The sequence below is a fragment of the Paenibacillus ehimensis NBRC 15659 genome (assembly GCF_004000785.1).
Taxonomy (GTDB): Bacteria; Bacillota; Bacilli; order Paenibacillales; family NBRC-103111; genus Paenibacillus_G; species Paenibacillus_G ehimensis.
The window spans coordinates 1-23,175 of record NZ_BILX01000090.1 but is presented as its reverse complement, the minus strand read 5'-3'; the positions used below and the strand labels follow the sequence as shown (position 1 = coordinate 23,175).

General features: G+C 54.7%; 24 protein-coding genes and 5 tRNA genes. 5 read left to right on the top strand and 24 right to left on the bottom strand.

Annotated elements, in window-relative coordinates; translation table 11 throughout:
* Positions 1-51: 51 nt before the first annotated feature.
* The 3 genes from PEH01S_RS30250 to PEH01S_RS30240 form a co-directional block, all read right to left on the bottom strand.
* Complete coding sequence (locus tag PEH01S_RS30250; protein ID WP_025849515.1) at positions 52-447, bottom strand: VOC family protein; 396 nt, start codon at positions 445-447, stop codon at positions 52-54.
* A 173-nt stretch (positions 448-620) separates the two neighbouring features.
* Complete coding sequence (gene purU / locus PEH01S_RS30245; protein WP_025849516.1) at positions 621-1,514, bottom strand: formyltetrahydrofolate deformylase; 894 nt, start codon at positions 1,512-1,514, stop codon at positions 621-623.
* Between the two features lie 43 nt (positions 1,515-1,557).
* Positions 1,558-2,685: a deoxyribonuclease IV gene (locus PEH01S_RS30240; protein WP_025849517.1), complete on the bottom strand. Its 1,128-nt coding sequence runs from the start codon at positions 2,683-2,685 to the stop codon at positions 1,558-1,560.
* Between the two features lie 144 nt (positions 2,686-2,829).
* Between PEH01S_RS30240 and PEH01S_RS30235 the strand changes: the two genes are divergently transcribed.
* Entirely contained in the window at positions 2,830-3,279 is a 450-nt protein-coding gene (locus PEH01S_RS30235) for a DUF2621 domain-containing protein (protein WP_025849518.1), read from the top strand.
* Positions 3,280-3,372: 93 nt separating this feature from the next.
* On the opposite strand, the gene PEH01S_RS34870 is transcribed toward PEH01S_RS30235, so the two are convergent.
* From PEH01S_RS34870 to PEH01S_RS30185, 11 genes are all read right to left on the bottom strand, one after another.
* On the bottom strand, positions 3,373-3,549 hold the full coding sequence (locus PEH01S_RS34870; protein WP_164828090.1) for a hypothetical protein: 177 nt from the start codon (positions 3,547-3,549) through the stop codon (positions 3,373-3,375).
* A 95-nt stretch (positions 3,550-3,644) separates the two neighbouring features.
* Positions 3,645-5,069, bottom strand: coding sequence for an S-layer homology domain-containing protein (locus tag PEH01S_RS30230; RefSeq protein WP_025849519.1), 1,425 nt, complete (start codon positions 5,067-5,069; stop codon positions 3,645-3,647).
* 149 nt (positions 5,070-5,218) lie between these two features.
* Positions 5,219-5,962, bottom strand: a complete 744-nt coding sequence (locus PEH01S_RS30225) for a glycerophosphodiester phosphodiesterase (protein WP_127489888.1) — start codon at positions 5,960-5,962, stop codon at positions 5,219-5,221.
* Positions 5,963-6,084: 122 nt separating this feature from the next.
* Positions 6,085-8,301, bottom strand: coding sequence for a YhgE/Pip domain-containing protein (locus PEH01S_RS30220; RefSeq protein ID WP_164828089.1), 2,217 nt, complete (start codon positions 8,299-8,301; stop codon positions 6,085-6,087).
* A 196-nt stretch (positions 8,302-8,497) separates the two neighbouring features.
* Positions 8,498-8,677 carry a putative motility protein gene (locus tag PEH01S_RS30215; RefSeq protein ID WP_036713856.1) on the bottom strand — a complete coding sequence of 60 codons (180 nt, stop codon included), beginning with the start codon at positions 8,675-8,677 and terminating at the stop codon, positions 8,498-8,500.
* A gap of 432 nt (positions 8,678-9,109) precedes the next feature.
* Positions 9,110-9,904, bottom strand: coding sequence for an anti-sigma factor (locus tag PEH01S_RS30210; RefSeq protein ID WP_164828088.1), 795 nt, complete (start codon positions 9,902-9,904; stop codon positions 9,110-9,112).
* A gap of 5 nt (positions 9,905-9,909) precedes the next feature.
* Complete coding sequence (locus PEH01S_RS30205) at positions 9,910-10,476, bottom strand: sigma-70 family RNA polymerase sigma factor (RefSeq protein ID WP_025849524.1); 567 nt, start codon at positions 10,474-10,476, stop codon at positions 9,910-9,912.
* 189 nt (positions 10,477-10,665) lie between these two features.
* Positions 10,666-11,970 (bottom strand): plastocyanin/azurin family copper-binding protein, encoded by a 1,305-nt coding sequence (locus PEH01S_RS30200; RefSeq protein ID WP_164828087.1) that lies wholly within the window; start codon positions 11,968-11,970, stop codon positions 10,666-10,668.
* Between the two features lie 160 nt (positions 11,971-12,130).
* Positions 12,131-12,213, bottom strand: a tRNA-Leu gene (locus tag PEH01S_RS30195).
* Between the two features lie 153 nt (positions 12,214-12,366).
* Positions 12,367-13,263 carry a manganese catalase family protein gene (locus PEH01S_RS30190; RefSeq protein WP_025849526.1) on the bottom strand — a complete coding sequence of 299 codons (897 nt, stop codon included), beginning with the start codon at positions 13,261-13,263 and terminating at the stop codon, positions 12,367-12,369.
* A gap of 34 nt (positions 13,264-13,297) precedes the next feature.
* Complete coding sequence (locus PEH01S_RS30185; RefSeq protein ID WP_025849527.1) at positions 13,298-13,702, bottom strand: pyridoxamine 5'-phosphate oxidase family protein; 405 nt, start codon at positions 13,700-13,702, stop codon at positions 13,298-13,300.
* Positions 13,703-13,862: 160 nt separating this feature from the next.
* Between PEH01S_RS30185 and PEH01S_RS30180 the strand changes: the two genes are divergently transcribed.
* Positions 13,863-14,072 carry a CsbD family protein gene (locus tag PEH01S_RS30180; RefSeq protein WP_025849528.1) on the top strand — a complete coding sequence of 70 codons (210 nt, stop codon included), beginning with the start codon at positions 13,863-13,865 and terminating at the stop codon, positions 14,070-14,072.
* A gap of 105 nt (positions 14,073-14,177) precedes the next feature.
* Here the strand turns inward: PEH01S_RS30180 and PEH01S_RS30175 are convergent.
* A tRNA-Leu gene (locus PEH01S_RS30175) sits at positions 14,178-14,260 on the bottom strand.
* A 147-nt stretch (positions 14,261-14,407) separates the two neighbouring features.
* A tRNA-Glu gene (locus PEH01S_RS30170) sits at positions 14,408-14,479 on the bottom strand.
* A gap of 261 nt (positions 14,480-14,740) precedes the next feature.
* Here PEH01S_RS30170 and PEH01S_RS30165 point away from each other — a divergent pair.
* Positions 14,741-15,505, top strand: a complete 765-nt coding sequence (locus PEH01S_RS30165) for a CPBP family intramembrane glutamic endopeptidase (RefSeq protein WP_127489880.1) — start codon at positions 14,741-14,743, stop codon at positions 15,503-15,505.
* 154 nt (positions 15,506-15,659) lie between these two features.
* Here the strand turns inward: PEH01S_RS30165 and PEH01S_RS30160 are convergent.
* From PEH01S_RS30160 to PEH01S_RS30150, 3 genes are all read right to left on the bottom strand, one after another.
* Positions 15,660-15,750: transfer RNA gene (locus PEH01S_RS30160), tRNA-Ser, on the bottom strand.
* An 8-nt stretch (positions 15,751-15,758) separates the two neighbouring features.
* Positions 15,759-15,834 (bottom strand) — tRNA-Asn (locus tag PEH01S_RS30155).
* A gap of 18 nt (positions 15,835-15,852) precedes the next feature.
* Positions 15,853-16,329: a SprT family protein gene (locus tag PEH01S_RS30150; RefSeq protein ID WP_025847872.1), complete on the bottom strand. Its 477-nt coding sequence runs from the start codon at positions 16,327-16,329 to the stop codon at positions 15,853-15,855.
* Positions 16,330-16,468: 139 nt separating this feature from the next.
* Here PEH01S_RS30150 and PEH01S_RS30145 point away from each other — a divergent pair, with 139 nt between their 5' ends.
* Both PEH01S_RS30145 and cmpA read left to right on the top strand, forming a co-directional pair.
* Positions 16,469-16,831 carry a hypothetical protein gene (locus PEH01S_RS30145; RefSeq protein ID WP_025847874.1) on the top strand — a complete coding sequence of 121 codons (363 nt, stop codon included), beginning with the start codon at positions 16,469-16,471 and terminating at the stop codon, positions 16,829-16,831.
* A 74-nt stretch (positions 16,832-16,905) separates the two neighbouring features.
* Positions 16,906-17,052, top strand: a complete 147-nt coding sequence (cmpA, locus tag PEH01S_RS30140; protein WP_010494556.1) for a cortex morphogenetic protein CmpA — start codon at positions 16,906-16,908, stop codon at positions 17,050-17,052.
* A 98-nt stretch (positions 17,053-17,150) separates the two neighbouring features.
* Here the strand turns inward: cmpA and PEH01S_RS30135 are convergent, their stop codons facing one another.
* From PEH01S_RS30135 to PEH01S_RS30115, 5 genes are all read right to left on the bottom strand, one after another.
* Positions 17,151-19,376 carry a Tex family protein gene (locus PEH01S_RS30135; RefSeq protein ID WP_127489878.1) on the bottom strand — a complete coding sequence of 742 codons (2,226 nt, stop codon included), beginning with the start codon at positions 19,374-19,376 and terminating at the stop codon, positions 17,151-17,153.
* Positions 19,377-19,439: 63 nt separating this feature from the next.
* Complete coding sequence (locus PEH01S_RS30130; protein ID WP_010494553.1) at positions 19,440-19,790, bottom strand: type II toxin-antitoxin system PemK/MazF family toxin; 351 nt, start codon at positions 19,788-19,790, stop codon at positions 19,440-19,442.
* Between the two features lie 3 nt (positions 19,791-19,793).
* Positions 19,794-20,075: a CopG family ribbon-helix-helix protein gene (locus PEH01S_RS30125; protein WP_010494551.1), complete on the bottom strand. Its 282-nt coding sequence runs from the start codon at positions 20,073-20,075 to the stop codon at positions 19,794-19,796.
* Positions 20,076-20,348: 273 nt separating this feature from the next.
* Positions 20,349-21,536: an alanine racemase gene (gene alr, locus PEH01S_RS30120; protein ID WP_127489876.1), complete on the bottom strand. Its 1,188-nt coding sequence runs from the start codon at positions 21,534-21,536 to the stop codon at positions 20,349-20,351.
* A gap of 168 nt (positions 21,537-21,704) precedes the next feature.
* Entirely contained in the window at positions 21,705-23,048 is a 1,344-nt protein-coding gene (locus PEH01S_RS30115; RefSeq protein WP_127489874.1) for an outer membrane lipoprotein-sorting protein, read from the bottom strand.
* Positions 23,049-23,175: the final 127 nt, after the last annotated feature.

Genomic DNA, 23,175 nt, shown 5'->3' with positions numbered 1-23,175 from the left:
CCCCATCGGCATTCCGGTTTTTTCTCGTGTCCGCAGGACTGTCTTGCAGCCTCAAGGCGCCGTACGGCCGGTTTCATTGGAGACTTCGATCAAATTGCCGTCGGGGTCCCGAAAATAGACCGACAGAATCGGCCCTTCAGCGCCGGTCCGGGCGACCGGTCCCTCCGTGACCGCAACACCGCACGATTCCAGATGAGTCAGCACCTCGGCAACCGGCACCTTCGTCAGAAAACAAAGGTCCGCAGAGCCCGGCACCGGCTTGTCCGCCTTCGGCTCCCACTCCCGGCCGTGGGGGTGAAGATTGATCTTCTGGCGGCCGAACCGCAGCGCCTTCCGGCCCGCGCCGAAAGTTACGACCTCCATCCCCAGCACGCTGGAATAGAAAGCGCACGTCACTTCCACGTCCGCTACCGTCAATACCAAATGATCCAATCGTTCGACGTTCATCCTCATCGCTCCTCTGCTCCGTATCGTGCTCCCAGTTCTAATCCTACTCCCCTTCGGCCGGAAAATCGACTGTACGCATCTTGCGAGCAGAAAGTTTTCTCTCAAAAAAGCGAAGGCCGACGCCCTTCCTTATTCCGGAAGGCATGGCTCTTCGCTTCGTACATGCTATGAAATTAACTAAAGACAACCGTTTTGTTTTGATGCACGATGACCCGGTCCTCAATGTGCCAATTGACGGCCCGCGCCAGCACTGTACGCTCAATATGGCGGCCGATGCGCTTCAAATCCTCCACGTTGTCGCGGTGGCTTACGCGCTGCACGTCCTGCTCGATAATCGGTCCGCCGTCCAGCTCCTCCGTGACGTAATGCGCGGTAGCGCCGATGATTTTCACGCCGCGGTTGTACGCCTGCGCATACGGCTTGCCGCCCACGAAGGCCGGAAGGAACGAGTGATGGATATTGATGATCTTGTTCGGGAAGTACTCGATGAACTTCGGCGAAATGATCTGCATGTAGCGGGCCAAAATGACGACGTCCACTTGACCGTTAACCAGTTCAAGCTGGCGCTTCTCCGCCTCCGCCTTCGTATCGGCCGTAACCGGAATATGATGATACGGAATGCCGAGCGGCTCCACCAGCCTGCGCATATCGTCGTGGTTGCTGATCACCATCGCGATGTCGGCATCCAGATCGCCCGACTGCCAGTGCCACAACAGCTCCAGCAAGCAGTGGTCCTCTTTCGAGACGAAGATCGCGAGCCGCTTCTTGCGGCTTGCCCGGGTGATGCTCCACTTCATATTGAACTGGGCGGCAACCACGGCAAAATCGGCTTTCAGCTGCTCGCGGCGCGCATCGAGATTATCCAGATCGAACTCGATTCGAATAAAGAATAATCCGCCCTCCGGGTCCATCGTATATTGATCGGATTGCACGATGTTGGCGCCATGCTCGTACAGGAAGCGCGATACCGCAGCCACGATACCGGGCCGGTCCGGGCAGGATACGAGCATCCGCGCGCGATTCGTCAAATTCGTGCTTTTCGATTTGGAAGTAACGTTCGAAACCATGCGTTGTTGATCTCCTTCGTAGTCAAAACATAGAATGTCTATTTTAAACCGTGGCGAACAAATGCTCGCCCGCAAACCACGCGGTCAAGCGGTGGTTGATTTGTTCCTCGTTCAGCTCAGGGAACAGGTTATCTGCGACGATCAGATCGTACAAGCGCTCCATCGGCTCGCGCCCGTCCGCCTTTTTCGCCTTGGCGTCCGTCTTGAGCACTTCCCAGGTTTGCAGCACGTATGCTCTCGGATCGATATCCTGCTTCGTGAAGAAATGGGCCAGACGCTCGACATCCGACAGGAACCCGTCGCCGAAACGCGTTTTGACCGTGCCGCCAAGCAGCGCGATTTCCGCTTCGTACATCGGCCGCTGCGAGCTGTCTTCCTTGCCGATCCACGGCGTCTCCAGTATGAACGGCAGATGCTTCAGCTTCTCATGGTGCACGACGTTATGCATCGCTTGGAAGCCGATCCAACCGGCGCCGACGGGGGCATGGCGGTCTTTGGCCGCGCCTTTCGGGTTTTTGCTGTCGTTCAGATGCACGACGGCCAGGCGGTCCAATCCGACCGTGCGGTCGAACTGCTCCAGCACGCCGTCGAGATCGTTCACGATATCATAGCCCGCATCGTTCACGTGGCACGTATCGAAGCAGACGGTCAGCTTGCCGTTGTCTTCCACCTTTTCGATGATTGTGGCCAGCTCCTCGAAGCTGCGGCCCATCTCCGTGCCTTTGCCTGCCATGGTCTCCAGCGCGATGTTGACATTCGTTTCCTTCACGCCGCTCAGCACTTCGTTCAATCCCTGCGCGATACGCGCCAGCCCGTACTCGGCATCCTTGTCCGTATAAGCCCCGGGATGAAGCACGATCTGCTTCACGCCAAGATAATCCGTACGGCGGATTTCTTCCTGAAGGAAGCGGACCGCCAGTTCGTACGTGTCGTCCTTGTAGGAGCCCAGATTGATGATATACGGAGCATGGACGATAATTTCTCCGATGCCATGCTGCTCCATCACGGCTCTGCCTTCTTCGATATATTGATTTTCGATCGGTTTGCGGCGCGTATTCTGCGGCGCCCCCGTATAAATCATAAACGTTCCGGAGCCGTAAGAGACGGCTTCGTTGGCCGCGTTCAGCAGCCCTTTATCCGAAAACGAGACGTGCGATCCGATTCTGACCATACCCGGGAATCACTCCTTTTGTTCATCACTTTCATCTATTTTACTAGGATCGGGACAAGAAATCTAGAATAGGAAATATTATCATGCAGGTTCCGTTTTCCTGCAGCCGAAAGTGCGGTATAATGGAAGAGAGGTGAACGTTTCATGTGGTATGCGTTGAACGGTGCCCCGCCCGAGGGGTTTATGTGGTTTATCATTTTTTGGGTATTCGTGCTGCTGTTCATGATGTCGGTGGGCGGCTATTTTATGTTCCGCAAGTTTTTCAAGGTGCTCCCCCGGGAGGACGGCAAATCGAAGCTGGACTGGCAAAATCATTACGTCGAATCGTCCCGCCACCTGTGGACGGAAGACTCCAAAGCGTTCCTCGACATGCTCGTCGAGCCCGTGCCTGCGCCGTTCCGCGACATCGCCAAGCATTCCATCGCCGCCCGGATCGGTCAAGTGGCGCTGGAAGCGAAGGCCGACGCCGTTACGCGGGAGCATTGCATCGAGGGGTATATTCTGGCAACGCCCAAGCGCGATTACCGAAGCCTGACCTCCTATTTGGACAAAAAACAGATCGACTACAGCCCATTCAAGCATTTGCTTCAATAAAACCCTTTTCATAGCCAGCTTCCTTTGCTTATGGGAAGCAAACGCAACGAAGCCCGGACCTGTTCGTCCGGGCTTCGTTGTCGTGCATCAGGATCAAGGCTCGTCGATGACCTTTTCCTGCTCGTCTTGACCTTGGCGCGCAGCTTCGAGTACGTCTTGATCCGTCTCGCTCTGCCCTTGGATGGCGGCAGCTGCGTCCGCCTGATTGGCGAGCTGCTCCTCCGCTTGTCCTATGCCGTGCGCGCCTTGATGTCCTCTGCTGGATGCCATGGGAAACCTCCGGTTGTCCATTTTGTAGGGAAGACACCGTTTAGTATGATCCCTGCGGCGATCCTTTATCCAGCTAGCGGAAACCTCCACTTAACTTATGACCTTGGAGAAGTCGATTTGGTCTTCTCCTTCTTCTTGCTCGGCTCCACGTCCGACAATTGCACCGACAGCGTCGTCAGATCGTCGGTCCGCTTGTTTTTGTCGGGGTTGCGCAGCTGCGAGCGGAGCCCGACCGTCGTTACGCCGCTGACATCAAGCGTTAACGGAAATTCCTCCTGCTTGACGAAGCCGACGCGTCCGTCAATGATCACGTACATATCGACCTTCTCCTCGGAGGTCAAGGTAATGGTCAAATATTTGGCTCCTTTCGGCTGCACCGCAGCTTCGATTTCGCCCTTCTGCTGCAGATTTTTTTTGATAACGCCCTTGTCGTCAAAATAGTCGCTGACTCGAACGATCGATTTATCCGACCAATTGATCGAGCCGTCCTGCGAATAGCCGCCGTTCGGAGGCGTGATCGTATTGCTGTTCGGGTTGTTATTGAAGCTGCTGCCGCCGGAAGATCCGTTCGTACCGCCTGTGCCGCCCGAATCTGTTCCTGTTCCGGCCGGATTGAAAGGAAGCGTTAAATCCACCGTCGTATAATCCCAGAGCCAGCCGTTCTTTTTCAGATACGTGTACACCCGGTCCAGAATCGTTACCGCTTCGGCGCGGGTCACGTAGTCCTTCGGGCGGAAATATCCCAAATCGTTCGGCGTCATAATGCCGCTTGCTTTGAGGCTGGCCAGCGCTTTGGCCTGTACATTGGACAGCTCGTCGCCGCCCAGCTTGCAATCCCCGGTGTTGTTGCCCAGAATGAGCGTGACAAACACATCGTTGCTTTCCACATCCATCAAGCCATCCTCGACATACCGTCCGTCCGCTTGAGCGACTTGGTACTCCGCTTCCGTTTTGAACATTTTGACCGGAACGTCTTTGAATTCCGAAACGACCGAGCATACGTCATTGTCGCTAAAACGCTTTTCCATCAAACGATTGTCGAAATACGCATACAACAGCTGGGCAAGCTGCAGGCGGGTCAGCTGCATATCCGGGCGAAAAGCCAAATTTCCGTCCCGGCTCATCCCGTACCCTCCGATTTTAAACGAGGCGTCGTAAATCTCCGATATGGGCTTATGCGCCCAGTGCAGTTCTGGCACGTCGGTAAAATAAGTAATTTTCTGCATCCCGGTAGCCAGCGCGTTCGGACGATACTTGTCGAACAGCCGATACACCATAGCCGTCCATTCCGCCTTGCTGATCGTTTTGTTCGGACGGAAATTGCCGTCGGGATACCCAGTCAGTACCTGTTTATTCGCCATGAGTCGAATCGACTCGACAGCCCAAGCATACTGCTTCGCATCGACATCCGGAAATACATTCACTTCTGCCGATACGGGTCTGGGCCACAACGACAACAGCACGGACAACGACAGCAGAACCGCAAGCTTGCGATACCATGAAGAATACATCTTGTTCATTGCGAAACCTCCCATCTCTTTCCTTATTATCGGACGCACGGGCGCAAAATGTTACCTTTTGGCAAAATCGCCCACAAAAAAAGCGCACAAGCCACCACCGAACTCTTCTCGTCCGTTGTGTGCCTATGCGCTCCTTATTATGATTTCCTTTATGCCTTGCCTTCGTTCAACAAGCTTCGGAGACGACCCGGAAAGTCCGTAATGATCCCCGAAGCGCCGGCATCGATGACCCGGCGAAGGTCTTGCGGATCGTTGACCGTCCAAGGGTAAACCCGCAGGCCATAGCCTGTCGCTTCGGCCATATCTCCGGCATCGATCGTATGATGCTGCGGATGGATCGAATAAACGTCCAACCCCTCGGCTGCCGCAGCCATCTGGCGGTGCGATACGAAATTGGCCACATAGAGCAGCCCTGCCCGCAGATTGGGAATCGCCTCTTGCAGCTGCTTCAGCACCTTATGGTTAAACGACGAGACGACCACGGTGTCCAGCCGGTTGTATTGGGCGAGCAGCTCCGCCAGTCGTTCCGCCAGCCGCGGAGTGTACGGGCATTTCACCTCGACATTGATCATGATTTCCAAAGGAACAAGCTGGAATACTTCTTCCAGCAAGGGCAGCCGCTCCCCGGCGAACCGTTCATCGAACCAGCGTCCGGCGTCCAGCCGCTTCAGCTCCGCCGCCGTCATCTCCGCGATGGCGCCTGCGCCGTCCGTAGTACGTCCGACCGTGTGGTCATGACAGACGATCACTTCCCCGTCAGCCGACAGGTGCACGTCCAGCTCAATCGCGTCCGCACCTTGCCGAAGGGCAAGCTCGAACGAGGCCAGCGTATTTTCCGGCGCCTCGCCAGCAGCGCCGCGATGGCCGATGACAATGGGTTGTTGTTTGGTCATATCCGTTTCCTCCCCTAGTTCAACCGCTTGGATCTATTATCCAACGGAAGGAACGGAGAGACAAGTCCTGTCAGGCAAATCGAATGTAAAAAAGCTGTAAATTCCCCCACAGGAGCAGCGTCTCAGGATTGGACGGACTCCTCCTGCAGCTGATGAATGATCGTCTTCCGTTTTACAAGGTAGAGCAGGACGAGCGCACCGACGCCGTAAGCCGCCAAAATCAATGCATCGTTCGCGATCGTTGCGGCGTCGCCGATCGAGATCAGGTTCCTGAAGCCTTCTACCGCGTAAGTCATCGGCAGCGCCGGATGAATGAAATTGAAGAACCTCGCTTCCATCTCGACCGGATATGAGCCGCTGCTGGACGTCAGCTGGAGCATAAGAATGACAATGGCGACGAAGCGTCCCACATCGCTGCCCAGAATCGAGATCAGCATGAACAGGATCGCCGCGAACGTCAATCCGAGCAGCACCGCGAAGCCGTATAAGTGAATCGCCGGCAGCACCGTCGGAATCCCAAGTCCCGTATGGAGAATGAAGACCGAAAGCAGCGATTGAAATACGCTGACGGAAGCCAGCGCAAGATATTTGTTGATCAGGTACGAGATCGGCCGCTTCGGCATCGATACGACCTTGTTCAGATCGATAACGAAAAAGAGCACCAGCGATCCTACCCACAAGGACAGCGCAATAAAGTAAGGCGCAAACCCCGTACCGTTGTTCGGTACCGGATGCAGGTTGTTCTCCGTCACCTTCACCGGGGAGACGATCGTATGGATCCGCTCCTCCGCCTGCCCGTCCATCGCCGCCATGCCCGCCGCCTCGCTAAGCTTCGCAGCAAGCTCCTGCTGGCCGGCGTTAATGTCCTTGAGGCCTGCGGAAAGCTGCGTACTGCCGTCGTACAGCCTGGTTACGCCGTCCTGCAGCTGATGGAATCCGCTGCCGAAGGCATTCAGTCCTTCGACCAGCGCCGTGCTGCCCTGCTGCAGCTGATTGACGCCGGTGGCAAGCTGGTTAAGGCGTCCGGACAAATCGTCCACCAGCTGCTTATTCTTGTTCAGTTGATCCACGGTGTTGCGTACGGTTGCTTGCATCGCCTGCAGCCCGGCCTGCAGCTCGTTCATATGCGCCGAGAGCTGGTCGCGGGCAACATTGATCTGTTCGATCGATTTGGAGGTTGAACCGCGCATCTGATCGATCGACGCCTTCGTATCGCGCAAGGCCTGCTCTAACGCAAGCCGCTCCGAATTCGCCGTTTTCAGCTTATCGACCGCTCCCTTGAACCGCTCGCTGCCGGTGATTTCGCTGAACTGCTCGCCAAGCGCCAGCAGGTCCGCGATTGCGCCGTCAAGCTGGTCCTTTTGCTTCTGCAATCGGCCGCCTATGCCCGAATCCCAGACGCGCTGAAGCTCGTCGATCCGGCGATTCGTATCCTGCAGGGAAGCGCCCATCACATCCAGCGCGTTAAGCCCGAATTTCAGCGATTGATTGGAAGCATCGATCACCTTGCCGAGCCGCTCCGCCTCGGCCGTCAGCTGATTGATCGGTTCCAGAATTTGCGAGAGCTGCGCATTCAGCTTGTCGATTCCTCCTGCGCCTAATCCGACAGCCGTGTCCAAACGAATGATTCCGTTCTCAAGCTGATTCGCGCCGTCCAGCAGCTTCGTCAGCCCTTCAGACAGCGGCTTCATGCCGTCCTGCGCTTGCTTCAGACCATCCTGCAAGGAAGCTGCGCCTTCCTGGGCCTTTTTCGTTCCTTCGGCCAGCTTGGCCGCCCCGTCGGCCGCCTTCTTCAGCCCCTCGCCGCCGTTGAGAATTTGATCGAAGATGACGCGTACGTATTTCTCCGTCATTTGCTGTTCCAACTCGTGCCCAACCTTATCCATCACGCTGCGCACCACTTTGACGCCCAGCATGTTGGCCCCTTCGTTGACGGCGTACGAAAGCTGACTCGCTCTGGGCTGCGGAGTGCCGGGGCTATAGGCCGTTTCGGTGAAGTCCGGCGGAATCGTCAGCACCATAAAATAGCGCAGCTTCTCGATCCCCTCCGCTCCTTGCTCCGGGCTCACCTCCGTCCAGGAGGTTTGCTTGTCGCCAAGCAGCTTGTCCGTAAGCTCCCGGCCCAGATTAACCGGATTGCCGCCCTGCGGCATTCCGCGGTCCAAATTGACAACGGCCAGCGGCAAATGGGGTAAAAAATCGGTAGGGTTCCAAAAAGCCCACAAATAAATAAAACTGTACATAAGCGGCAGGACCATCAAGCCGAGCACCGAGCGGCGCGCCATGTTGGAGCTCCACATTTGTTTGATATCGTGCCATGCCATTTGAAAACCGTTCATCGATCGATCCACTCGCTTTTGTCCATAATCTCTCCCGCTTGCATGCCATTTCCTCATGCCGTGCTTTTAGTATTCTTCGATCGGCGAAACCTATCCTGCCGGTAACGCAAAAAACCTGCCCTGGCTTCGGATTTACCTAAAGCGCAGGCAGGCTCATGCTCGCTTCGTTCCTTTGAATATGTAAGGCTGGAAGAGATTAAACGCGAATATCCAAGTTTTTGCCCAAGTTTGGATGCTGTGCCGCCGCAAAATCCTGAAGCATCGTAGCCGCTTGGGAAGCCTGGGCATCCTTCATCTGACTTAGCAGAGCAATGCCGACCGCCTGCTTCAATGCGTTTCCGCCGCTAATGGCGTTCAATGCTGCGTTAATTTGCACAAGCTCGCCTCATTTCTTCGGAAGATGGAGCAAACGACGGAAGTCCGTTCGCTAAGGCCAGTATAATCGAAATAAACAAGCCCTTCAATACAAATAAAGGAAACCGTCGTTTTTTGCCGAACCCTATTTGTATCAGCACATTCCTTTTGTTACGAGAGGTGATTCCCCTGCCCATCGCGCCCTACGTCATCGCCGGCATCCTGCTTTTGATCTGTCTGGCTGTCTTTCTTCCGATGTTTCTCAGACGAAATCGCTTCGGCCGATCCGGAGGTAAAAGCCAAGCCAAACAAAGCTGCTCCTTTTGCAGACGAAAGGTTCCTCCGAAGGAGCTGGCCTTTTACGCCACAGCCGGCAAAGTCGTCGGTCTCTGCCGAGCCTGCCGGCCGCAAGCGGAGCGTCGAGACTTCATGCGCTTGTGATTAACCATCTCAATTAAGTGCCCAACACCTTTTTCCCGCGCGGCTCCGACCCACGGGAATCGGGCTCCAGCGTAATCCCGATGCCGTCGAAGGAAGTATCCTCCAGCGCCATATCCCATGTCAGCACTCCGGAACCTTGAGAGTCGACCTGGAACGTACCGCAGTTGGAACGCTTGCCGTCGCGCAGCAGCCACACTTGATATGCCTGAGCCCCGTCGGTCGGCCGCAAACCACGAAGCTGCAGCACCAGCTGTGCTTTGTTGCCTTGACGTGTCAGCCACCCTTGCCCGCCTGCCGAAGGAAGCGATTGGTCGAACGCCTTCAACTGATATTGTCCGATCACCTCCACAGGTATGGCCGGTTGGGTTTTAGGCTGCCCGGCAGAGAATTTGAACGGGAGGCTAAGGTTCCCAACGATGGCGGTTCCTGCGCCGCATACGAAAAAGAACAGCGCGGCCGCCGTATATCCGAGCCCTTTCGTCCACCGCTTGCGGCGCAGGGCAGTCCCATCATTAAGGCGCCACTCTACGGTCCGCCGCTTATCCGCCGAACGCTCATCGACCAACGTTTCCCCGCCCGCAGACGCTCCCAGGACCCCGCCAAGCACCTGCCCTTTTAACGCTTCAGGCACTTCCACCAGTTCAGCTTCGGCGGGCAGCGCTTGCCACATCTGCCGAAGCTCCGCAAGCTCTTGCGTACAAGTTTGGCACCCGGACAGATGACGTTCGAACACCCGTTTCCTTTCCTCCGAAAGCTCTTCGAGAAAATACAAAAAGCATAGCTCGCATACCGTTTCCTCTTGAACCATGTCGTTCACTCCTCTCTCCATGACGTCATGTGCCTGCGCAGCAATTTTAAGCTTTGATGGAGCCGGCTTTTCACGGTCCCAAGCGGCTCTCCCGACATCTCGGCAATTTCGCTTAAGGTATACCCCTCCCAATAAAACAGCCGAATCAGCTTGATCTGATGCTCGGACATATATCGGTATGCCTCCTCCAGCTGCTGCTTGAACAGCTTCCGGGAGACAGGATCTGCAAAAGGATGAACCTCCGGTGCGCTTAATTCCGCTTCGCTCCTATGCTCTAGCGGCACCAAGGCGGATTGCTTTCTTAATTTCCGAAGCTGGTCAATCGTCAAATTGCGGGTAACGGTTAGCAGCCAATTGACGAACAGGCCCTTTGCCGGATCGTATCCGCTCTCCGTCGTCCAAATTCGGGTGTAAACCAACTGTACAACGTCCCGTGCAAACTCGGGGTCCTTCCGCGCTTTCATGGCGAACGAATAGACCAGCTTGACATACCGGTCATACAGCACATGAAGCGCTTCGCTTTGTTTGGCTTTGATTAATTCCATCAATTGCTCGTCCGAATAATGCTGCACGTCTCGGAACACCCCCGTCTCTGACGCCGCGTTCCTTGTTTCGGTTAATAACGAGTAACAGGAAGCGAATTGACTTCATATTCCGACATTTCTTTTCGTTTGGCAACATGCAATTTTTAGCCGCCCCATATCAAAACAACCCGAGGCCCTCCTTGTGGCGGGAACCCCGGGTTAACGCTCAATAACTTTTTACTTGACGATAATCGTCGCCTTCATCTCCGCTTTATGCGGAGCGCAGTAATACGTGTATGTCCCCGGCTTAGTCAGCGTAATCGTTTCAGATTCGCCTTCTCCCAGCAGCTTCGTTTCGAATACCGGCTTGCCGTCGTCGCCGAGCGTATCCGATACGGCATTATGCTTTACTTTATCTTTATTCGTAAACGTGACTTTCGAGCCTGCTTCAACCGTCAATTCTTTAACGGAGAAAGCGAACCCGGCCATCTCCACACGATATTCCTTGGAAGCCGCCGGCTGTTGGTCTTCCTGCTTCAGGGCGGCGCCTTCCGGTTTCGCTGCGAACCATACGTTGTTGACGCCTTGTCCGTTGACATCTCCCGCCTTCGCGTCCTTGATGAAATAATAGAGCGGGCTTCCCTTGTAAGTCGTTTGTTTCGTGCCGTCCTCCCGCGTAATAACGCCAAAATCTTCTATCTTCAAGGACGCCGGAAGCTGAAGCGATTCCGCTTTGAATACCGGCCAGTTGACTGCGCATTGATCCTTGCAAGCGCTCTGGAACGGCGTATCCTTCGTAAACGTGTAGAGCGCTTTGCCGGAACCGTCCGTCATATAGGTGCCGACCTTATCGCTCGTTGCGAAACGAACGGACGATGCGGCTGCCGACGCGGCGGCTTCGGCGGTGACGACCTTTTGGCCGACAAGTGCATCCAGCAGCGTTTTGTCTCCACCTTTAAGCTTCACCCCTAGCGCCTCCACCGTTGCCGTAGCGATGTGCCCGTTATTCAGTTGGCCCGCTTCCGCGATTCTGTTCAAGCCCTTGCCTTCCGCGAAACGGATCGTGTCTGCAAAAGCAAAATCGGTATCCTGCTTGTAGCCAAGCGATTCCAGCATCACTTTGTAATACTGCTGCGCAGTAACCGCCTCCGCCGGGCCGAACCGTCCCGAGCCGGTCCCCGTCCACCCCAGCTGCGGGTTCACCTTCAAGTAGGCTAACACCGCCTGGTTGCTTTCATTGACCGTGCCGGCATCGTCGAAATTCGCGCTCCCTTTGAAGCTCCGAGCCTCCCCCTCCAAGCCCTGCAGCCGCAGGAACAAAATCGCCGCCTGCAAACGGGTCGTCGATTGGGACAAGTAGCTTGCGGTTACACCGCTGCCGTCGCCCTGCAATACTCCCAGCTCCGCAGCGATCTGCGCATCCGTTTTGACGGCGACCGCAGCGGCCTTGGAATGGTCAGCAGCCGCTACTTCGTTTGCAGCCGTTGAGAGCATCAGGGCGCCGCCCAGCAGCAGGACCGCCGATTTCCAGCGTTTGTTCATCATCAGATTCCTCCTCGAATTTTAAAAGCTATCAGGTCATTCAATAGAGGAAACGCAGCCAGAGCGAAAACGGTTTGCCGCTAAAATATTTTTTTGTTCTGTAAAAAGCAAAAAGCCCTGAAGACTCAGGGCTTTGCACAATCGGTAAGCTATTCAGGTATGCGGTTGAGAGGACTCGAACCTCCACGGGCGTACGCCCACTACCCCCTCAAGATAGCGTGTCTGCCATTCCACCACAACCGCGGATGTACTATTTATTCTATAGGTTTCGCAGAAAAAAGTAAAGTGGCATCCTTTAGCAGCATCATTCCCCCGGAAACTCCGGTATCGGACTCAAGAAGCGACTCTGTTCCGAGGGAATCCGCAGCTGCTCCCGCGGCTCAGGCGCAGCCGCATTTACATTCCTGCAGACCGCTGCAGCCTTCTCGCAATTTCCATAAACTCCTCGGGCCCGATGCCCGGAGCGAATTCTTCCGGTACCTCGTCCAGCTCCGGAACGGGTCCGCCCTCCGGCGTGCCGTCGACCACTTCCAGCGGCTGGCCGTCCTCCGGGTGAGAGCCTTTCCAGATTTGCCGTATCTCTTCGTAAGCGTCGTCGCTGAAACGATACAGCTTGCGATGAAGGCCCTGCTCCTCGTATTTCCGGGTCGTTTCAAACGCCCGGTTGCTCAGATTGGGCACCGGAACGAGCTTCGTCATGTCCACCCCTGTGGCAATTTCCAGCGCCTTGGCATAGGCGACTACATGCACGCCGCCGCGGACAAGCAGGTACCCGACCATTTCCCGTGCTACGGGATGGTCCGTCATTTCATACACGCGCATTTTATGCGTCCGCGCCCCGCACTCCAAGAAGAAATTGTGCAGGAGGTCCAGCACCAGATTGCCGCTGTTGAATACGTAATCCCCTGTCCAGCCTTTGCCCATGGAGTCAAAAGGCAGGGCCGTTTGCGCCGAGGCAATAAAATGGTGCGAGTTCCGCTTGTCTAGTGCGTCCATCATGGGCGCCGCATTCGGATCGGCCGGCTCCGTAGATCCCGTCAAACACAGATTGATCGCATTCGTGACCAGCTCGACATGGCCGAACTCCTCCGCCGTAATACTGCACACCAGATCGTAGAAGGGCTTCAGCTTCGTTTTGCCGCGAAAATTAAACGACTGAAACATATAATTATTCAGCGTCGACATTTCCCCGAACCTTCCGCCCAGCAGTTCCTGAACGGCTGCCGCCGCATTCGGGTCGGCATGCTTCGGTTTCGGAAGCTCGATCGCAAGCTTATGAATACGTTTGAACATCCACTATCCCTCCTGCTTGTCCCGATGGACCCAGTTATTTTTGCCATACCTGCGGCTCGGATTCCCCTTCAATGTATTCGATTCTCGTCGGATTCAGTTCGAGAACGACATAGTCCGGGTCGTGCGGCCCGTCAAACCAGCGGCCGAGCTCGTCGTCCCACAATTTCTCCCGCCAGCGGTTGTCCGTGCACAGCTTCGCCGTCGCTTCCATCTGTACGATTTCGGACGAAGGAGTTCCGTCATACCCCGTCAGGACAAATACGTTTGCATTTTCCTTGTCCGTTCGGCTGTTGGTTGCCAAATACACCTTGAGTCCTTCATGAAACAAGGCCATGTAGCGAATCTTCGGCTGATCGCCGGCAACCGTACCGAACGCGCAGACGTCATTCGCATCCAGCACCTTCATGATCTGCTCTTCCAGTTGCTCCGTCTTCAACATGGGAACATCTCCTTTCGGTTATGGAAGTCTGACTTCCTTTCTTGATTACCCGAACGGCAGTAAGGCCAAACATTACCTCGGCTCTCTAAGGAACTTGTTTCAATAAGCGGACAGTCGGTTTAAATGCATAGTACATTTTCTTCAAAAGGAGCTGATTGGAATGGATACCAACGTTTTGAAGGGGAAATGGAAGCAATTGAAAGGCGAAGCGCAAAAGCAATGGGGCAAACTGACCGATGACGACCTCGATGTCATTAATGGGGAAAAGGAAAAGCTTCTCGGCAAGCTTCAGGAGAAATACGGGCATACCAAGGAAGCGGCGCAGGAGGAATACGAACGTTGGGAAAGCGGCTGGCGCGATCGTCCTTAATTTTCCGCATAGTTCACCGAGTTAAAAGTCAGCATCGCAGATGGTTTATGCCAAAAAAAGAGAAAGAGCTCGCATCGTTTAGATGCAAGCTCTTTCTCTTTGTGATGCGGTTGAGAGGACTCGAACCTCCACGAGCGTACGCCCACTACCCCCTCAAGATAGCGTGTCTGCCATTCCACCACAACCGCAGGTTGCCGTAGGGTGAACCCGGAGGGTTCTCACCCTACTATCTATGACCCGTAGGGGATACTCTCCGTTTCACTCCGAGACTGCGAAGCAATTCCTACCGAAGCTTATGCTCCGACGAACCCAGAGGGTTCTCACCCTACTATCTATGACCCGTAGGGGATTCGAACCCCTGTTACCTCCGTGAAAGGGAGGTGTCTTAACCCCTTGACCAACGGGCCATGCTGTATGTTATCGCCACCTTTTTGAGCGACAAGTGTTATTATAGCGGAATGACACGGAGTTGACAAGCCCTAGCGCAAAAAAATTTTGCATGCCGCGAGTCCGTTACCGGGCTATCCTCCAAACGTTAAATTTTAAGGACTTATTAAGAGTTTCATTAGCTTCTTGTTAAGATATTCCAACTATACTGATCCCGGTGAATTACCAAGCCGAATCAACGCTTTTTAAGAACTCTCGTTCACTCGAAAGGGGCACTAGCAATGAGACCGATTTTATTTGACAAGCAAGGGCGACTGCGGGGCGGCTGGAAGCTGCTACGGATCGGAATGGTTACGACCGGATTTGTTTTTATTCTCGCATTTATGTTTAAGTTGTCGACAGGGGAAGGCAAAGTTCCTTCATGGGTTATCCCCATGAGTATTATCTTTGCTGTACTGTTCTGTATGAGGTGGTTCGACGGCATCAAGCTGAAAGAGATAGGCGTAACTTGGCACCGTCTCCCTCATCTGCTTTATGGCGCGCTCCTCGGTACGGCTTCGGCCATTCTTCTGGGCTTATACCTCGTTTTAACCGGTGAACTGAGCTCTGATTTTTGGACGAACCCGGACTCATTATGGAAGAAGCTCGCTCTTTGCATCTGCGTCGGAATCGGGGAAGAACTGTTGTTCCGAGGGTACCTGCTTCGTTTGCTTCAACAAAGCTACAATACCATTTGGGCCGTTGTGATCTCCAGTCTGCTGTTCGTCTTAATTCATGCCGTGAATCCGCAATATGACCTTAAGGCATACCTGTTCGCCGGCTTGGCAGCGCTGCTGCTTATCTATATGCTGTTTCGCACGGGAAGCTTATGGCTATCGATCGGCTTTCACATCAGCTGGAACTATGTCCAGGATCTGTTCCAGTATCCGTATACGGGAGGCTTGATCGGTAATGTGATCATAATTTTGTTGAATTTCTTGGTCGTTTGGTTTTGGACAAAAGGCCGCGCCTCAAACGGAAACGTTCTGCGTCTTCCCAGCCACTAAGGTGTACAACCTTGCTTGAACGAACCTCCTCACAGCGCTGGGCGCCCGCGAGACTTCGCGGCACCTAACCGCCGCTCCGACGAACCTCCGGTTCTCATCCCTCCACGCCATACATAAAAAGGCTACCTTTTCAGGTAGCCGGTCTTTTTATGTATGGCGGAGAGAGAGGGATTCGAACCCTCGCACCACTTACGCAGTCTAACCCCTTAGCAGAGGGTCCCCTTGAGCCACTTGGGTATCTCTCCAAGAAATATGGCTCCCCGAACAGGACTCGAACCTGTGACAACTCGATTAACAGTCGAGTGCTCTACCAACTGAGCTATCGGGGAAAGACATTTTTTAATTTATCATGAATGCGGCTGCAAGTCAAGAGCAAGCAATTTCAATTTCCCTTTGCAAAAACCGCAAACGTACTTCTTCGGGTCGGTCTTGCGTTTACGCATATACTCCGCATTGCAGCTTGTACAAACGAGCTTGTACCGGTAAGGCTCGGTACGCTTCAGCTCCTGCGGGAGCGATCGGCAATAGCGCGTGCCCCCGACCTTGGCCAGCAGCCGCTTGAAATCGTCATCCCGGTGCCGGTACCCTCCGCCCAGCAAATGCAGATGGTAATGACACAGCTCATGCTTAATAATTTTCTCCACGTCGGCGGCTCCGAACTGTTCATACTGCAGCCAGCTGATTTCGATATCGTGCGTCCGGGTGAAATACCGCCCTCCCGTCGATCTTAATCTCCGGTTGAACCGCGCCCGATGCAAAAAAGGACATCCAAACGACGACAGCGATATTTGCTCTACCCACAGCTGCAGCTGTCGGTCATCCATCGTTTTCCCACCCTTACTCTCTGGTTTCTCTTCGTTTCTCTCTTGAATTGTAACCGCAGGTTAGGCTAAACTGTCAAGTAGGAATCTGGAATTGATTCGGACAATCGTCCCTTTGACCCATAGAGAGGAGTTTAACCCGATGTTCAAAAAGAAATGCGCCCTGCTTAAGCTGGAGGACCAAATCGAATTCGTGGAAATGCCCGCTACCCATATGTACCAACTGGCCGCGCTTAATCAGCGGCTGCATAAGGAGCTGGACAAGCTAACCGTGCCTAACGTCCCCGGACTGCCGGTATTTATCGCGGAATTCGACGGCCTTGAGCTTGTGCACCCGGGCTATACGCTCCAGCACGGCCTGGAATACATCAACCGCTTGGAACAGACGTTCAGCGCGATCCAGGAGCAAGAAAAAGAATATCCGCTCATCTCCCTCTTGACCGAGATCCGCGCGCTGCAAGCGCAGCTTGAGCAGTGGTACGAAGAGGAAGAAGACTTCGCTTAAAAAGGGGACCTGCACCCGAAACGGCTTCCGCCCATATGCTGTATAGTGTACGGCAGCTAGACGGGAAGGGACTGATGGTGTTGCCACAATGGCTTTGCAACCAGCTGATGCGGGCATTTTACAACAAAAACCGACGGCAAATCCGTTTGCTGAACGATTGCTGGTTTTTTTACCGCACCCGCAAAAGCGAGACGGACCCCACGACATCCCAGCTTCAATAAAGATGAGCTCTCTGCTCAAAACAAATAGAGCATACGCCAGAGCGAAGGACGCGGCTTCCGCTGCATCCCTTTCCTCCGGCTTATGCTCTATTTTATGCTTAAGAAGGCTTTTTCATCGTCAGACCGACCCGGCCTTTTTTCAGATCGACATTGAGCACCCATACCGTCACGACATCCCCTACGGAAACGACGTCCATCGGATGCTTCACGTAAGAATTGCTTAACTGCGAAATATGAACGAGCCCGTCGTTTTTGATGCCAATATCGACAAAAGCGCCGAAATCGATCACGTTGCGCACGGTTCCCTGCAGCTCCATGCCCGGCTTCAAATCTTCGATCTGCAGCACGTCCGTGCGGAAAATCGGCGCCGGCAGCTCCTCCCGTGGGTCGCGTCCCGGCCGCTGCAGCGAATCGAGAATATCGCGCAGCGTCGGCACCCCAACGCCAAGCTTCGGAGCGAGCTCTTCCGGCTCCAGGCTCTGCAGCATCGCTTTGAGCTCGGAACTGCCAAGCTGGGACAGCTCCAGCTTCAGCTCGCGGAACAGCTTGTCCACCACGTCATACGATTCCGGATGGATTGGCGTGTTGTCCAGCGGATTGCTGCCGCCCGCGATCCGCAAAAAGCCGACGCACTGCTCGAACGCCTTCGCTCCGAGCCGCGGAACCTTTTGCAGCTGCGCCCGGCTTGTAAATTTCCCGTTGTCGTCGCGGTATTTGACAATATTTTTGGCCAGCGTGCTGTTCACGCCGGATACATAGGAGAGCAGCGACGGCGACGCTGTATTCACGTCCACGCCCACATGGTTCACCGCCGACTCGACGACGAACTTCAGGCTCTCCTCGAGCCGTTTTTGCGTCACGTCATGCTGGTATTGGCCGACGCCGATCGCCTTCGGCTCGATTTTGACCAGCTCCGCCAGCGGATCCTGCAGCCGCCGTGCGATGGAAATCGCGCTCCGCTCCGCCACGTCCAAGTCCGGGAACTCCGTCTGCGCCAGCTTGGAAGCCGAATAGACGCTCGCCCCCGCTTCGTTGACGATCAAATACTGCAGCTTCCGCTCCTTGATCTCCCCGATCAACTCCGCTACGAACTGCTCCGTCTCGCGGGACGCCGTCCCGTTGCCGATGACGATCAATTCGACGCGGTAAGCGTCGATCAGCCGCTTGAACGTCGCTTTCGCCTCCGCGATTTTGTTGTTCGGCGGCGTCGGGTACGTGACGGCAATCTCCAGCATTTTGCCCGTATCGTCAACGACCGCAAGCTTGCAGCCTGTCCGGTACGCGGGATCGACGCCGAGCACCACCTTGCCCTTGACCGGCGGCTGGAGCAGCAGATTGCGTAAATTTTCGGCGAATACCTCGATCGCTTTTTCCTCGGCCTTCTCCGTCATTTCGTTGCGTACTTCCCGCTCAATGGACGAAGCGATCAGCCGTTTGTACGCATCTTCAATCACGGCCGACAGCGTGTCGCGGACGATAGAAGGCCCCTTGATCACTTGCTTCGCAATATACTCGTGAATCCGCTCGACGGGAACGTCCAGCGCCACCTTCAGCACTTCCTCCCGCTCTCCGCGGTTGATCGCCAGAATCCGGTGCGGCGGCAGCTTGCGGACCGGCTCTTGGTAGCTGTAATACATCTCGTAGACGGATTCCTGCTCGGCGTCCTTGGCTTCGGTCCGCAGGATCCCCTGCTCGAACGTGTGACGGCGCACCCAAGCCCGGATTTTCGCATCGTCGGCGATTTGCTCCGCGAGGATATCCATGGCGCCTTGTACGGCTTCCTCGGCCGTCTGGACGCCTTTCTCCTCGCTTACATACTTGCCCGCTTCGGCAAGCAGATCGCCCTGCTTGGGCTGCGTCTGAATCCAGAGAGCCAGAGGCTCAAGCCCTTTCTCCTTCGCCACGCTGGCGCGCGTCTTGCGCTTCTGCCGGTACGGACGGTACAAGTCCTCGACTTCCTGCAGCTTGACCGCCTGCTCGATCGCCGCTCGCAGCTCGGCCGTCAGCTTGCCCTGCTCGTCGATCAGACGGATGACCTCCAGCTTCCGGTCCTCCAGATTGCGCAGGTACGTCAGCCGCTCTTCGATGTCCCGCAGCTGATTTTCGTCGAGCTCTCCGGTCATCTCTTTCCGGTACCGGGCGATAAAAGGAATCGTATTCCCCTCATCCAGCAGGCCGACCGTCGTCTTCACCCGCCCCGCCGCGATTTGCAGCTCGGATGCAATCTGCTTCAGAATGCGCTCCTGAATCGCCGCTTTCATCTCTTCCGTCAGCTCCACAACCGCCCGAACCTCTTCTGCCTGTCCCGTTTGCTCTTTTGCCATCCGACTGTTCTCCTCCCAGATATAAAAAAGCGAGGGTACCCGCACCCCCGCCTCGTCAGCTTCTTAAAACTCAATCAGACCTACGCTTATTTGCAAAGCTTCATCGACCTTGCGCATGGTTTCCTCATCCAAGTGCGTGATTTTGTCCGTCAGGCGCTGCTTATCGATGGTCCGAATCTGCTCCAGCAGGATGACCGAATCCCTGTCAAAACCGTGCGCTTCCGCGTCAATCTCCACATGCGTCGGCAGCTTGGCTTTTTGAATCTGCGCCGTAATCGCCGCTACGATCACCGTAGGACTGAAGCGATTGCCGATATCATTCTGAATGATCAGTACGGGCCGAATGCCGCCCTGCTCCGAACCGACGACCGGTGAAAGATCCGCGAAAAAAACATCGCCACGTTTGACAATCAAGCGTCACACCCCGCTTACCAGGCGGTCCAGCGTATTGTCCGCTTCTTCCTCCGCCTGAAACGCTTCCGAGGCCATGTTCAGGTTGATCTTAGCCATTTCCATATAGCCGCGCTGCATCGATTCGCGCAAATGCCGTTTCTTACGCTCCAACAAGTAAAGCTTCATCGCCTGACGGATGAACTCGCTGCGGTTGGAATTTTCCTTCTCGACCAGATGATCGACTTCCTGCAGCAAATAATCCGGCAAGCTGATCATGATTCGCTTCGTGTTATGCGCACCCGCCACCTATACATGCACCCCCAAAAACATACAAGAACCTATTTCCATTATGGCAAACTTCCAGATAAAATATACAAACTCAATATATGCCGAAGGTATAGCAATTATGTTATACCTTGACGCGCTCCGCAGCATTTTGCCTCTATACTTATTCGCGGCAAACCAAGAAAATCCTCTCATGTTAGGAGAAAAAATTCAATGGAAAATGCACCCGGTTCTTTTTTTGGACAAAAATCATGGCTTCCCACCGGTATACTTGCAGAGGCAGCAGAGCCTTCGTTATGCCTCGGGCTCCCATACATGCCGCAGCAGCGGGTTCACCGTCCGGGCCACGCAGCCGTCCTTGATATACACGCGAGGGACTCGATGGGAAATCATGCAGACAACCTCGTAATTGATCGTTCCGAGCCATGCGGCATGCTCTTCCGCCGTAATCCGGTCTTCGCCCTGGCTTCCCAGTATGACCACTTCTTCGCCCATTTGGATATCCGGCAGTTCCGATACGTTCAGCATGCACTGGTCCATACAAATTCTTCCTACTACAGGGACGCGCCGCCCGCGAATTAACACGTGCACCTTGCCGGTCAGCATCCGGGAAAAGCCGTCCGCGTACCCGATCGGCAGCGTCGCAATCGTCTCCTCGCCCTGCGTCCGGTAGACGATGCCATAGCTGATACCTGAACCCTCGGGCACTCGCTTCACCATGACGACGCTGGATTTGATGCTCAAGACCGGCCGCAAATCAATCTGCTGCCTATTCACTTCTTCGGACGGATACAGCCCGTACATCCCGATCCCGAGCCGCACCATGTTAAAGGATAAATCCGGCGTATCGATCCCCGCAGCACTGTTCCCCGCGTGAACGTACGGAAATTGAATCCCTTTTTGCGTAAAATAATCAACGATCCGCTTGAATCGTCCGTACTGCTCAAGCGTATAGCCTTTGTCGGTTTCGTCCGCACAAGCGAAATGGGTAAACAACCCTTCTACCCGAATCCCCGGCGTCCGCATGGCCCGTTCGATCAGCGCAATCGCTTCTTCCGCATCCGTTAACCCGAGCCGGTTCATTCCGGAGTCGATCTTAATATGAATATTCAACGGGCGATCTTTAGCCCCTAGTCGTTCCCACTCGTCCAGCAGCTCATGGGTATATATATTGAGGGTAATCTCATTGGCCCATGCAGTTTCCAGCCCTTCCGGAGGCGTATAGCCCAACACCAAGATCGGGGCCGTAATGCCTGCTTGCCGAAGCTCCAAACCCTCATCCAAAAAAGCGACCGCAATATATTCTACACCGCATTGCAGCGCCTCCCGGCATACCTCTACCGCTCCATGTCCGTAGGCGTCCGCCTTGACGACCGCCATCATGCGCACATGCTGAGGAAGCACCCGCCGAAACTCGCCCAAATTATGGCGCAGCGCATCCAATGAAATTTCCACCCGGGTCGGCCGGTAAAACGAATCCACCTAATCCACCTTCTTCGGTCTCATAAATCAAGGGAAGCCGCTTACGAGGCCATCACTTGCACCTGTAAAGAAGCTTCCCGCTTAAAAATGCATATGATCATGGTAATGCGTACTGCCGGCCGTGTCAACGAACAAAATAGTAACATCCCGTCCGTCAGTTTTTAGCTATTATTTACCCATTTCCCCTTGCACCGCTTGCGCCACTTTAATCATCTCCGTCTCCGGCAAATCCCCAGTAGATAAGCGGAATTCGATGCCGTCGTAGGTCCATGTCAATGTTTTCTTCGCATCCCCGGTTACAACGCCGAGCGTAAAGCCCAGATCCAAAATATCTCCCGGCAAGATCGACACCGTCTGTACCTGCGGACGCGACTCCACCAACGTATAGTTATATTTTCCGGAGTAGCGGAGCATGACCGCCTGTTCTTCTCCCAGCTTAAGCTCTGTCACGTCTTGTTTCTTCACGCCGCTCGGCATATAACGCGGTTCGATGATGCCGAACGATTGCTGTTTGGACGTGTCTTTTTTGGCGCCCGTAGCTTCCGCTTGCCCCCCGTTGGACGCTGCCCCCTTGTCGCCTCCGGCGCTGCTCGTTTTCGCGCCTTCGCCATTTCCGGAAACGGAAGTACCTTTACTTTCTCCGGCGGCTGCGCCGGCTGTATTGTCCTTGCTCGTTCCGGTTGCGCCGCCTTTTGCATCGGCCCCCGCTCCTTGTCCTGCTGCCGTTCCTTTGCCGCCAGTTTCCTGAGTAGTTCCCTGCGCACCAGCCCCTTCATTGCCGCCAGTTGCTCCCGCGCCAGCTTTGGAATCGGTTGCTCCCGATTTCTCAGCGGCTTTCGAATCTCCTTGCGTCATCGTTGGCAGTGTCTTCAGGTTCCAGCCCGTCATATTGCGCTGCATATCAAATTGATCCTTCTCAAACTTCGTACCAAATTCAAATTGATCGAATTTTACAATGACCATCACATTGGAGTTGGCATCCGACACTTCGACATGCTGCGGGGCGTAGTTTCTCTTGTCCAACCACACCTTCTGCCGTGCCAGGGAGCCGTTCTGGTAATTCGCCACTACATCGAAGACATAGGCCTTCTCGTCCGATGTAAATTGCCGTTCGTTGTCCATCAAAATGCTTTGAATATACGATTGATATAAGTAAAATTGTCCCTGGTTTTCCGGCCAATCGCTTTGGAAACGGAAGCTTTTGTTCAAATGCGGCGTCAATACGAATACCCCGTCATCGTTGCGCAGCACAATTTGCGTAATATCCTTCTTCGCATTCGTCAGCGCGATCCGGTAAAACGAGGGGGCCTGAAAGCTTACCTCCACGTCGTATTCCTGAGGGTCCTGCCCCGTACGGAACGTCATTTGTCCTTTTCCGTGATAGCTCTGAAGCTTGCTCATCACACCGTCCAATTCCTTTACTACCGATCCCGCATCCTTTTTGCCGCACCCGGCTACTGCCAGGCTTAAACAAACCATCACAAGGGCCACCACCCACGTGAACCGCCGCATCGTCTCATCCCCTCCACCACATAATCAATCCAGATTGATACCATGTCTATGTGGGGACTTGGCCAATTATGCAGACAAGGTTAGGGGAGGAAATAAAAACTCCTATAACGGGTAGGTTATAGGAGTT